We start from the raw sequence: 12,981 nt of genomic DNA on the forward strand, positions 1-12,981 counted from the left end.
GGTGTTTTTTGCCCAATTCATTTTAAACTTATTTATTGCGCTGCTTTGGCTCTTGTTTAAAGACGAGCCGAAGCCGACCCTCTCCACTTTTAATACCGGATTTATCGTCGGTATTGGAATCCTTTATCTCATGCATCGGTTTTTTGGGACGAGGTTTTATTTGATCCGGCTTGTGAAAATTCTAAAGCTTGCGCTTGTTTTCTTCAGAGAATTGATCGTTTCCGGATTTGTCGTCATGAAGCAGGTGTTGACTCCAAACTTGAATATCACACCAGGTATTTTTAAATATAAGACGATTTTGGAAAAAGATTGGGAAGTAACGGCCCTTGCCTTGTTATTGACATTGACACCCGGATCGGTGGTGATGGAAGTGTCGGAATCTGGCGATGAATTATATATTCACGCAATGGATATTGGACAGAAGGAAGATTTGATTCGATCGTTGGGGAGATTTGAGACTGTCATATTGGAGGTGTCCCGGGATTGATTGAAACGATGTTGCTGATTGCCTTGGCTTTGTTTATGATTGCCATTGCTTTACATGTCATTCGGATTATTAAAGGTCCGACAATGCCTGATCGGGCCATTGCCCTCGATACGATCGGGGTTAATTTGATTTCGTCCATGGCGATTGTTTCCATTTTGTTTGAAACGACTGCCTTTTTGGAGGCTATATTAATATTGGGGATTTTAGCCTTTATTGGGACGATCGCTTTTTCCAAATTTATTGAAAGGGGTGTCATTATTGAACGCAAGTCAGATCATTGAGTGGATTTGCGCCATGATTATGTTGTTGGGGGCAATCATCAGTGTCATTAGTGCTGTTGGAATGCTCCGTTTTCCGGATGTTTATACCCGGTCCCATGCGGTGGCCAAAAGCGCCACATTAGGGGTTTTATCTTGTCTGATCGGGTCTTTTGTTTATATATGGGTTCAAGATGGGTATATCAGTATCCGCATATTGTTGGGCATTTTATTTGTATTTATCACTTCTCCGGTTGCCAGTCATCTTGTCATCCGGGCAGCCTACCGTTCAGGGGTGCCTTTGGCGGAAGGTTCAGGCGAGGATGAGTTGAAGTCGGTCTTATTTGGCGGAAAAGATGCGGAACAACTAAAATGATGGCTTGAATCTCTCTATATAAACCCATAATATTATGAATGGATATTCCGGAAAATTAAAAAGAATTGAGCGAAACAAATTGAAAAAGTTGCTGAAAATCATATTATTGATTGTCGGAGTATATGTGTTTTTGTACGTAAACAATCATTGGATCGTCATCACGGAAAGAACCTATGAATCCGAAAAAATCCCAAAATCCTTTGAAGGCTTTCGGATTACCCAAGTTTCTGACTTGCATGATGCCCTGTTTGGAGAGAATCAGAAAAAATTAATCGAGAAAGTGCGGAACACCAAACCGGATGCCATTTTTATTACAGGCGATTTGATTGACAGCAACCGGTATGACTTGGAACAAAGTTTAACGGCTGTCCGGGGATTTGTTGAAATTGCGGATGTGTATTATGTCATAGGAAATCATGAAGTGGCCATTAATCAAGTGGACGAAATTTATGATGCGCTTCAAAAATTGGGGGTACATATTTTGCCGAATGCTGCCATATGGCTGGAACGCGGCGGAGAAAAAATAGCCGTTGCCGGCATTGAAGATCCCCTCAATGGCGCTGATACGCAAATCATGTTAAATACTGCGATGGCCCATGTACCAAAAGAATTTTTTACCGCATTGCTTGCCCATCGTCCGGAAAAATTTGATATCTATACAAAAAATGAAATTGATTTGGTATTTGCGGGACATGCCCATGGTGGCCAAATCCGGATTCCTTTGGTAGGAGGACTCATTGCGCCGGGACAAGGATTTTTCCCTGAATATACAGCGGGATTTTATGAAGAGAATCAAACGACAATGAACGTCAACAGAGGGTTGGGAAACAGCGGCGCGCCATTTCGCATTTTTAATTTTCCTGAAATTGTAGTGGTTGAGCTGAAGGCGAAATAACGTGCGATGAAACCGTCTCAATCTGAGGCGTTTTTTTGTTGCAATCTGACAGGAGAAGATATTTGACCAAAAGTTATTTTTCATTATGATTGTAATTAGATTTCTTATGGAATTAAGCAAAGGAGACTACACAGATGGATATCATTGAATACACAATGGAAGAATTGATTGATCCGACAGGGATTATTCAGGGAAAACGCTATGAGTTTTTGTTGGACGTGGAAGTGGAAGAAGATGATGAACTTTATTCCGAAGCGGGAACACAGATCCGGCTATTGATTGGCAATGAAGGTGAAGGGCCGTTTATTATCAATTATTATATTATCGATAAAAAGGACGAGCGTTATATTGAACTTGCCTTGGAAGAAGAGGAGGAACAGGAACTTTTATCTTTCTGCAAAGAAAAGATTGAACTGGAAGGGTAAAAGTGGGCTGTTAATATCGAACGGAAAGAGGGTCCGTCCTGAAAAAAGTATCATCCAAACCGGTTTTTGGGTGATATTTTTTTGCTTTTTTTCAAATTCAGGGAGGTCAAGATGTGAAATTTTATTAATAAATTAAAGGAATTTTGATAGGATGCAAGATCTTTATTACCAAAATCTTTAATTTAATAATTTCTTACCTTCTTGCAACATATATAGTATAATAGGTTCACAAAATATTCAGATTATTTTAAAATATTAGTATAATAAAATTGTGGGGTAAGAAGATAGCGTTTTCAAAGGTAGCTGCTGAATGTTCATTATATTGATATACGTCTGGTTCATAAAGGGGATGGGGAAATTGACAATACTAAAAGACTTGAAAATACTTGATTTTTCATCAATGCTTCCGGGAGTTTTTGCAACGATGATGTTTGCGGATTTCGGCGCGGATGTCATTCATGTGGAGTCCACGAGAAGAGTGGATCTGATGCGCATTATGCCGCCATATGATGAAAATAAAGAGTCCTATATTCATCAGCATCTAAATCGCTCCAAAAAATCAATCAAATTGAATTTAAAAACAAAGGAAGCCGTAGAAATCGTAAAAAAATTGATCCAAGAATATGACATTGTGATTGAAGGTTTCCGTCCGGGCGTGATGGAACGTTTGGGGCTGGATTATGAATCGCTGAAAAAAGTAAATCCAAGGCTCATTTATTGTTCCATTACAGGTTATGGACAAACAGGGCCATATCGAAATCGTCCCGGGCATGATAATAACTACTTATCGATTTCAGGCATCCTGGATTATTCCCGCCATAAAGGAAAAAAACCTGTTTCCATGGGAATCCAGATTGCGGATATCGCCGGTGGAACATTGCATGCGGCGATTGGTGTGCTTGCTTGTGCATTGCATCGGGAAAAAACGGGTGAAGGAAAATATATTGATTTATCCATGACCGATGCGGTATTCACGATGAATGCATTATATGGAACGGCCTTTTTAGGCAGCGGGGAATTGCCAAAGCCGGAAGAGGAAATTTTAAATGGCGGTACGTTTTATGATTACTATGAAACGAAAGATGGCCGTTATTTCTCTGTTGGCAGCCTGGAGCCGCATTTCCGCAAACTGCTTTGTGAAGCATTGGACATTCCCGAACTGATTCAAAGCACGTTTAATGATTCCACTTATACGCAAAAACGGTTTAAAGAGGCGGTGAAAGACGCTTTCTTGACAAAAACCTTCGATGAGTGGCTGGAAGTGTTCAATGAAGATTTCGAAGGTTGCGTGGAGCCGGTATTGAACTTTGAAGAAGCCTGCAATCATCCGCAAATCCGTGCAAGAAATATGATTGTGGAAGTGCCGAAAGAAGATGGCACAACGCAAAAGCAAATCGGCACAGCCCTTAAATTTGAAGGGGTGGAACCGACTTATCGATTTGTCGGGGCAAAGGTTGGAGAGCATACAGATGAAATTTTACAATCCCTCGGCTATTCCGATGAAGAAATCAAATCATTGCATGACAATGGCGTACTTGAATAAAAAATCGTCCCAAAAGGATGGTCATTCCTTTTGGGACGTCTCTTTTTGCACAAAGCCTGCCACAAAATCCCGCAAATCCATGAAATCTTCCTGAAGGATCAAGTATTTCATAAAGATGCTCATCAATTGCTCAAACAAATCAAATTGTTCTGTGGCAAAAAGGGTTTTTAAGAGATTGCACACATGTTTGGAAGTCATTTGGGCGATGGAATGAAAGGGGCTATCAACATGATGATATTCCTGCATCCACTTTTCAATCGACTGCTTTACGTGCTGATGGGATTGATCGACCACATAGGCGATATTCCGTTGAACAGCTGCCTCAATTTTCAACAATAAGTCCCGATCAAAATCCTTTGCGTTCAAAAATTCATAAATGCTTGTACAAGAGGCGATTTCATATTCTTTCATCAATTGCAATACATCATAATATTGTTCGTTTTTCACAAGGGCATCAATGACAATATAAAAGATTTGTTCCAAATAATTTTGATCGTACCGTTTCACCAAAGATTCAGGTTCCGGCTTTATGTTCGGCAAAATTTCCCCATAATCGATCAATAATTCAATCGAGTGATTGATCAAGCGGTCATTCGTAATTAAATATTTGCCGTGGGCAATCGTTTTTTCCGTATCGGAATGTTTGGCTCCGTCAATCGCCAAAATATAAGACAACAGTGTTTGCTCTTTCTCTGTCAACGCCCATTCTCCAGCCTCCCACGTTCGGATCACTTCCGCTATCAATTTGTTGATTTTCTTATAATGCCGTTTCCCACCCATAAAATGGAGGGAGATATTTAACAGATGAAATTCTTTCAACAAATGTGAACGAGGATTTTTATAATCAATTTTTTGAATGAAATGATTCATCGTTGTGATGAGTTGATTTTGGGTCATGAAAGATTGAATAAATTGCTTATACTGCTGGATCAAATCAATAGGGTTTTGAATGGTATGTAGGGGCGCTTGCAAGAAAACAGAATAAATCTTTTTTGCATATAAATAGCGCCAAAAATCGATTTTATGATTATAAAGAATATGTATAAAATATTTTTTCCCTATTTTATATAAATAGATTTCATTTAATTTAGTGATTGATTTTGAGTAATCGGTCTTTTTGCCAAAAACGATTTCGACAAAGTGGGAAAAGTTGAACACATTTTTTATCAGGGCGTGTTCAAAAACGGTTTTTTTGCTCGATGGGGAAGAGAAGAAGGCATCGAGTTTCTTTTGAACATTTTGCAGTTCAATGTTTGATGAACGGAACATTTCTTGCGTAAATAAATCCATTTTGCCCCAATGCTGTTTGATTTCCTGGAAAATGACATTGGAAGCATCGGTTTTATTGAGAAGGATCTGTTCAAGCGGGATGAGGCGGCCAAAGATTTTCTCCTCTTCTTCATATCCGCCGAGTTGTTGTATGCCTTCTTCAAAGAGTTCTCCGATTTGACCTTTCGTTTTTTGAAAAAGCTGTTCATCAAATTTGAGCATTCTTACGATTCCCCCTAAAGCTACTTAAGAAGAATATACCAAAGAATGAAAAATAAAAAAACGTGGTGCTTGAAAAGGGGATATCCCAACATCCTGTCAGTTTATTATTCTATTATTAATATAATAAACTGAATCATTCTATAAAAACTTCTTCACGATTCATATACTTGTTGCTATTCAAACATTCTTCCGCATTCATTCCCCGGACTTGCCGCACATGTCCAGTTGATTCATCCTGAATTTCCTTTCGGTTTATACACTATAGTTGTATAATGTAATATTATGCATTCATACAAAAGGTTGAACTACAAATCAATTAAGTGAGGTCGCAAACATGCACTACCTATCGATGATCTTTTTCCAAATCGTGGCACCGATTCTCGTATTGCTTGTAGTAGGTGCGTTGTTGCAAAAGAAATTCCGCTTTAACTTAAAAGCATTGTCTCAACTTGTTACATATTGTTTCATGCCGGCAGCGGTATTTGTCAACATATACGAAACGACCATCAGCATGTCGGCCCTCGGGGAAGTTGCGGTTTTTATCGTTTTATTTATCGGAAGCCAAATGATCATCAGCCATTATGTGGCGAAAATACTTGGGCTTAACCGTTCGGAATCCGCTGTATTTAAAAATAGTATTGTTCTCATCAACTCCGGCAACTACGGAATTCCGGTGGCGCAAATGGTTTTTGCAACCCAGCCCATTGGTGTCGCCATTCAGGTCATCCTTGTAATTTTTCAAAACATGACGACTTACACTTACGGATTGTACAATTTGATTTCAGCAACGAAATCCGGGCTTGACATCATCAAAGATTTCTTAAAAATGCCGATTCTCCATGCATTAATTGTCGGGGTCATTTTGAATGTGGCAAATTTTGAAATCCCCCAAACCTTCCGCATTCCATTGGATCATGTGGCGGATGGGTTTGTCGCCGTTGCTTTGATTACCCTTGGTGCGCAACTATCACAGCTGGAAATGCGCACGATGATCAACAAAACGATCATTACCAGCTGCTTTATGAGGCTTTTTGTAGGTCCGGCTATTGCGCTTCTCATCATATATCTTCTCGGCATCAATGGCGTTGTCGCCAAATCTTTATTTATTGCAAGCTCATTTCCTACTTCCCGCAACAGCTCAAGCCTTGCTTTGGAGTATGATGTGGAATCCAACACAGCAGCTCAAACGGTTTTATTTTCAACCATTGTCAGCTGCATTACTGTGACGATTGTAATTTATTTATCCAACCTTCTTTTTGGGTAAAGGAATGTTAAATAAAAGTTCAAAAAAATGCTTCGCTACGGGGAGTAAACATTTGTAAACTAATAATATAGAAGATAAAAGGAAGTGTTGAGTTGTGAAAGAAAAGCAACCTCAAAATCGCTCTCTGACCTACTACTTTTTCATTTTAATGGCCATTGTGTTATTGAATGCGCTCATTTTTCCGGGCATTCAGAAGCAAAAAGTGGAAGAGGTGGACTACGGCACTTTCCTTCAAATGGTTGAAGACGGGAAAGTGAAGAAAGTAACGATTCAAGATGATGCCATTACATTTACCGATAAAGACAATAAAGATGTCATTTACAAAACAGGTGTGGTGGAAGATGCTAAATTAGTGGACCGGCTATATGAAGCCAATGTCCCATTTACGAAAACCATCCCGAATGAATTTTCACCTTTAATTCGATTCATATTATTGTGGATTGTTCCTTTTTTGATTATTTTGCTAATCGGAAGCTTTTTCACGCGGGGACTCCGCCAATCAAGAGCGGACGTATTAACGTTTGGCAAAGCCAATGCCAAAATTTATGTTGAATCCGAAACCGGGAAAAGCTTTGACGATGTAGCCGGCCAGGATGAAGCGAAAGAAGCATTGAAAGAGATTGTGGATTTTTTACATAATCCGGAAAAATACCGGAAAGTGGGGGCAAAACTCCCTAAAGGGGTGTTGTTGGTAGGGCCTCCAGGAACCGGGAAAACGTTGATTGCCAAAGCGGTGGCCGGGGAAGCGAAAGTGCCATTCTTTACGATTTCCGGTTCTGAATTTGTGGAAATGTTTGTCGGAATGGGTGCGGCCCGTGTGCGGGATTTGTTTAAGCAAGCCCAGGAAAAAGCGCCATGCATCGTCTTTATCGATGAGATTGATGCCATCGGGAAAAAGCGGGGCGTGAATTTGACCCAAGGAAACGACGAACGGGAACAAACATTAAACCAATTATTATATGAAATGGACGGTTTCGATCCCAGCAAGGGCGTTGTCATTCTGGCCGCTACAAATCGTCCGGAAGTGTTGGACCAAGCTCTTTTGCGTCCGGGAAGATTCGACCGCCGAATTCCGCTTGAACTTCCAGACTTAAAAGGAAGGGAAGCCATTCTGAATGTATATTTGAAAAAGGTGGCGGCAGACGAGAATGTCGATGCGACTGCGATTGCAAAAGCAACGCCTGGTGCATCCGGGGCAGATCTCGCCAATATCGTCAATGAAGCGGCTTTAAGAGCGGTGAGAATGAATCGGGACAAAGTGATTCAGGAGGACCTTGAAGAAGCGGTGGAAATTACGATTGCGGGATATAGAAGAAAAAGCAAAATCCTGTCACCGCAAGAGAAGAAAATCGTCGCTTATCATGAAATTGGACATGCCATTGTTGCGGCGAGACAGACCCATTCCGCGCCGGTGCAAAAAATCACCATTATTCCCCGTACTTCCGGAGCTTTAGGCTACACAATGCAAGTGGAAGAAGAGGAACGATACTTATTAACAAAAGAAGAGCTGTTTAATAAAATTGTGACATTGACCGGCGGAAGAACGGCGGAAGAAATTGTTTTCCAATCCGTTACATCCGGTGCCGCCAATGATATTGAACAGGCGACGAAATTGGCGAGGGCGATGGTTACCCGCTACGGCATGAGCGAGCACTTTGGCATGATGGGCCTTGAAACGGTCTCCAACGTATATTTAGGAGGGGACAGTTCTCTCATCTGTTCCGATGAAACGGCAGCCAAAATCGATGAAGAAGTGCAAAACATTATTGAAAGCGCCCATGAAAAAGCGCGCCAAATTCTCACAGAGAACATCGACAAACTCCATGAATTGGCAGAGTATTTGTTGGAGAAAGAGACGATCAGCGGGGAAGAATTCATGAGCATTTTGGAAAACGAACCCGTTGTAAGCCAATAAATTATTGAAATAAAAACCAAGCGGCCTTGATAGTTCTACTTCAAGGCCGCTTGGTTTTTATATTGTTTGTTGAATGTTTGTTTTTGCCACGCTCATCATCAACTTGATGCGGTTGACTTGGTTCACTTTGCTGATGCTGGCATCATAATCGATGGCAACGAGATTGGCATTTGGATATTCTTTTTTGATTGCATTGAACATGCCTTTGCCGACAATATGGTTTGGCAAACATCCGAATGGCTGCACACAAACGACATTTTGCACTCCGGCATCCATCAATTCCGCGATTTCCCCAGGCAATAGCCAACCTTCGCCCATTTGGTTGCCAAGACTTAAAAACTTCGAAGCTTTTTCGGCAATTTCATGGATTTCAAGCGGTGCTGAAAAAAGCCCGCTTTCTTGCAGCGCTTTCCGTATAGGCTTACGGTAAAACTCAATAAATTCAATGGAAATATTGCCGAAGATGGAATCCATTTTCGGGAATCCAAAATGTTGCGCTTTGTATTTCCGGTTGTATAAACCGTATAAGAAGAAGTCGATAAAATCAGGAACGACCGCTTCGCCGCCTTCTTCTTCGATAATTTCCACCACTTGGTTATTGGCGAATGGATGGAATTTGACTAAAATTTCCCCCACGACTCCGACTTTCGGTTTCTGTTCATTCGTTACTTCAATGCGGCTAAAATCATCAATGATGTGTTGAATTAATTTTCTATATTCTTTCATAGAGAAGTTGGGAAGAATATATTTCGATTGTTCCAGCCATTTATGATAGACGGCTTCGGTGGACCCTTTCACCACTTCATAAGGTCTTACCGCCAGTTTCAAACGGAGCAGCAAGTCCCCAATATTGGCGGCAATGATCAGCTTTTTCGCAAGAGGCAAGGTGATTCTAAAACCTGTATGTTTCTTGCCGCTGATGGATTTGGCGCTGAGGGAAAGTACAGGCACTTGTCCCATGCCGGCGTTTTTCAATGCTTTTTGGAGTAATGCAAAATAGTTGGTCGCGCGGCATCCACCACCAGTTTGAGACATGATCACGGCCGTGCGGTCCAAGTCGTAATGGCCTTTTTTCAAATTGGCAATTAATTGGCCGATGGTAACGATGGCTGGATAGCAAGCATCGTTATTCACGTAACGCAATCCTTCTTCAACATCCTTTTCTGACACTTTCTCCAGCACCTTGATTTGATAGCCATGCTGATTGAAGGCTTCTTCAAACAGCTTGAAGTGGGTTGGAACCATTTGAGGCGCCAAAATGGTGTAAATTTCTTTTGCTTTCTTATCAAAAATGGCTTCTTCTTTTTCTACTGCATTTTTTTGTGCGATTCCCAGATTTTTATTGTTTTTCCGTTCTTCAATCGCCGCCTTCATGGAGCGGAGCCGGATGCGGGCGGCGCCTAGATTAGAAATTTCATCCATTTTAATCCAAGTGTAGAGTTGATTATCTTGTTCCAATATTTCTTGCACGGCATCCGTTGTAATGGCGTCAAGGCCGCAACCAAAGGATGTTACATGCAATAATTCCAAGTTCGGGTGTTCTTTCACGACTTCTGCCGCTTCATAAAGCCGTGAATGGAAAGTCCACTGGTTCACCACTTCATCCCGGGATCGCAACGGTGCCAAATGGCTGACGGAGTCTTCTGTCAAAACGGCCATGCCAAGCCGGATGATTTCATCGGGCAAATCGTGGTTGATGGCAGGATCGATATGATATGGATGTCCCGCCAAAACGATGCCGATTTGATCTTCCTCCTCCAATTGTTTAATGATTTCTTCTCCCCGTTGTCTTAGCCATGCGTTAAATTGGATGTCTTCCTGTCTCGCTTTTTGCAAGGCGTATTTAATTTCAACTTTTGAAATATCCGGGAAGACAGCGCATAATTCATTGAACAAGGCGTCCTCTTTATGGATTGATAAAAATGGATTTAAGAATTTCACGCCATTTTCCAAAAAGACTTGTTCCATATTGACGCGAATCACTTCAGGATAAGAAGCGACAACCGGACAGTTATAATGGTTTTGCTGCGTTCTTCTCTCCAATTCTTCATAGACGATGGAAGGATAGAATATGATTTTGACACCTTTTTCGATCAAATTCATAATATGGCCGTGGCTCAATTTGGCCGGATAACAAACCGATTCGGAAGGAATGGTTTCAATGCCTTTCTCAAACAGTTTTTTGCTCGATTTATTGGATAAGACCACTTCAAAGCCAAGCTCTGTAAAGAATGTATGCCAGAATGGATAGTTTTCATATAAATTCAAAACGCGGGGGATGCCAATTTTCCCTCGAACCGCTTCTTCCTCCGGGAGGGATGGGCGGTCAAATAATTTTTCGTATTTTTCCTTTGCTAAGTTTGGCAAAGTGCTTTTCGGTTTTTGTATTCCGGCGCCGCGTTCGCAGCGGTTTCCAGTGATGAATGTCCGCTTGTCAGGGAAGCGGTTGATCGTGATCGGACAACGGTTTTCACAGAGACCGCAACGGCTGTGGGTGATTTTTACTTGGAAATCATATAATTTTGTTTTTGGAATTAATGTCGTAGTTTCTTCCCCGTTCCAGTTTTTCTTTGCTACAAGGGCGCATCCATAGGCGCCCATGAGCCCGGCCAGGTCAGGACGGACCACTTCTTTGCCGGTCATTTTTTCAAAGGCTCTTAAAACCGAATCGTTTAAAAAAGTGCCGCCTTGAACGACGATTTTATTCCCTAATTCTTCGACAGATTTCAATTTAATCACTTTATATAAAGCGTTTGTCACGATGGAGTAGGCGAGTCCTGCCGAAATGTTATCAATACTTGCTCCTTCTTTTTGCACTTGTTTGACTCGGGAGTTCATGAAAACGGTGCAACGGGAGCCCAAATCCACCGGCGATTTGGCAGTAAGGGCAAGTTTCGAAAACTCTTGCACACTTTGGCCCAATGTTTCCGCAAAACTTTCCAGGAAGGAGCCGCATCCTGCTGAACAAGCTTCATTTAAATGGATGCTGTCAATCACACCGTTTTTAATTCTGATGCACTTCATGTCTTGTCCGCCGATATCGATGATAAAGTCCACATCGGGCTGGAATTTCTTTGCCGCTTGATAATGGGCGATGGTTTCAATAAGACCGTCATCCACTTGATAGGCGGTTTGAATTAATTTTTCACCATAGCCGGTAACAGCGGAGCGGCGGATCTTCACCTCTTTTGGCAGCTGTTCGTATAATTTGGCCAATCCTTCCCGCACTGTTCCAATAGGGTTGCCTTTGTTTTTTTCGTAGAAGGTGTATAACACTTCATCTTCTCCGCCAATCAATACCATTTTCGTTGTGGTAGAACCGGCATCAATGCCCAAGTAGGCGTTTCCTTGATAGTCTTTTAGCGGGGCTTTTGGCACTTTCGCTTTGTCATGTCGTTGTTTAAAGGCGGCATAATCTTCTTCTGTTTCAAAGAGCATGCCGTTTTTATTAACATTGGAAACGCTTACAACCGGTTTTGAGTGGCTGAGGATACCAATGATTTCATTGATGTTGATGGCGTTTTCCTGCTGGCATTCCAAAGCGGCGCCCAATGCCACGTAATAATGACCATTTTCATTATGCAAAACTTGTTCATCGGTCAAACGGAGGGTTTCGATAAACCGTTTCCGGAGCTCTGTCAAAAATGTCAATGGACCGCCGAGGAAAGCGACATTACCGCGAATAGGACGTCCATTGGCAAGGCCTGCAATGGTTTGGTTGACCACCGCCTGGAAGACGCTTGCTGCAATATCTTCTTTGCGGGCTCCTTCATTTAATAATGGTTGTACATCCGTTTTGGCAAACACGCCGCAGCGGGAAGCAATCGGGTAAATTTTTTCGGCACCTTTCGCCAGTTCATTTAATCCGGCGGCATCGGTATTGAGCAGGGCGGCAATCTGGTCGATAAATGCACCTGTGCCCCCCGCACAGGCCGTATTCATTCGCTGTTCAAGCCCGTTTGTCAAATATATGATTTTGGCATCTTCTCCACCAAGTTCAATAATGACATCGATATTCGGTTGAGTCGCCTTTACTGCTTCTGTACAAGCAATGACTTCTTGAATAAATGGAATACCTGTTTCTTCACAAATACCAAGTCCCGAGGAACCGCTGGCATTCATTTTCAATTTCGCATTCGGAAATTTTTCAGCCACCGTTTGAAGCAAAGATAAGGTTGTATTTTTGATATCGGAAAAGTGTCTTTGGTAAGCTTTATGTAAAATTTCTTTTTTGTTGTTCAGTACTACGAGTTTTGCTGTTGTCGATCCTACATCTAAACCGATTTGGAGTTCCACTGATATCACTCCTTCTGCAAATTTTACTGGTA

At 41.6% G+C, this 12,981-nt stretch carries 10 protein-coding genes; 8 read left to right on the forward strand and 2 right to left on the reverse strand.

Annotated features, from left to right (window positions below):
• Position 1: 1 nt before the first annotated feature.
• The 6 genes from NST13_RS12765 to NST13_RS12790 all read left to right on the forward strand — a co-directional run bounded on the left by NST13_RS12765 (position 2) and on the right by NST13_RS12790 (position 3,983).
• Positions 2–487 carry a Na+/H+ antiporter subunit E gene (locus NST13_RS12765; protein WP_342470654.1) on the forward strand — a complete coding sequence of 162 codons (486 nt, stop codon included), beginning with the start codon at positions 2–4 and terminating at the stop codon, positions 485–487.
• Positions 484–768: a Na(+)/H(+) antiporter subunit F1 gene (locus NST13_RS12770; protein ID WP_342470653.1), complete on the forward strand. Its 285-nt coding sequence runs from the start codon at positions 484–486 to the stop codon at positions 766–768. The genes NST13_RS12765 and NST13_RS12770 overlap by 4 nt, the downstream gene beginning before the upstream one ends.
• Entirely contained in the window at positions 746–1,120 is a 375-nt protein-coding gene (locus NST13_RS12775; RefSeq protein WP_342470652.1) for a Na+/H+ antiporter subunit G, read from the forward strand. The genes NST13_RS12770 and NST13_RS12775 overlap by 23 nt, the downstream gene beginning before the upstream one ends.
• 79 nt (positions 1,121–1,199) lie before the next feature.
• Positions 1,200–2,015 (forward strand): metallophosphoesterase, encoded by an 816-nt coding sequence (locus NST13_RS12780; RefSeq protein ID WP_342580725.1) that lies wholly within the window; start codon positions 1,200–1,202, stop codon positions 2,013–2,015.
• 134 nt (positions 2,016–2,149) lie between these two features.
• Complete coding sequence (locus NST13_RS12785; RefSeq protein ID WP_342470650.1) at positions 2,150–2,440, forward strand: DUF6509 family protein; 291 nt, start codon at positions 2,150–2,152, stop codon at positions 2,438–2,440.
• Positions 2,441–2,798: 358 nt separating this feature from the next.
• On the forward strand, positions 2,799–3,983 hold the full coding sequence (locus tag NST13_RS12790) for a CaiB/BaiF CoA-transferase family protein (RefSeq protein ID WP_342580726.1): 1,185 nt from the start codon (positions 2,799–2,801) through the stop codon (positions 3,981–3,983).
• A gap of 21 nt (positions 3,984–4,004) precedes the next feature.
• Here NST13_RS12790 and NST13_RS12795 read toward each other — a convergent pair whose 3' ends face one another.
• Complete coding sequence (locus NST13_RS12795; RefSeq protein ID WP_342580727.1) at positions 4,005–5,474, reverse strand: hypothetical protein; 1,470 nt, start codon at positions 5,472–5,474, stop codon at positions 4,005–4,007.
• 334 nt (positions 5,475–5,808) lie between these two features.
• Here NST13_RS12795 and NST13_RS12800 point away from each other — a divergent pair, with 334 nt between their 5' ends.
• Positions 5,809–6,738, forward strand: a complete 930-nt coding sequence (locus tag NST13_RS12800) for an AEC family transporter (protein ID WP_342580728.1) — start codon at positions 5,809–5,811, stop codon at positions 6,736–6,738.
• Positions 6,739–6,832: 94 nt separating this feature from the next.
• The gene (ftsH, locus tag NST13_RS12805; protein ID WP_342470646.1) at positions 6,833–8,653 is read left to right on the forward strand and encodes an ATP-dependent zinc metalloprotease FtsH; all 1,821 of its coding nucleotides are present in this window, start codon (positions 6,833–6,835) and stop codon (positions 8,651–8,653) included.
• A 57-nt stretch (positions 8,654–8,710) separates the two neighbouring features.
• Here ftsH and NST13_RS12810 read toward each other — a convergent pair whose 3' ends face one another.
• Entirely contained in the window at positions 8,711–12,949 is a 4,239-nt protein-coding gene (locus tag NST13_RS12810) for an acyl-CoA dehydratase activase-related protein (RefSeq protein WP_342580729.1), read from the reverse strand.
• Between the last annotated feature and the right edge of the window lie 32 nt (positions 12,950–12,981).

This window comes from Ureibacillus sp. FSL W7-1570 (assembly GCF_038593265.1).
Classification (GTDB): domain Bacteria; phylum Bacillota; class Bacilli; order Bacillales_A; family Planococcaceae; genus Ureibacillus; species Ureibacillus suwonensis.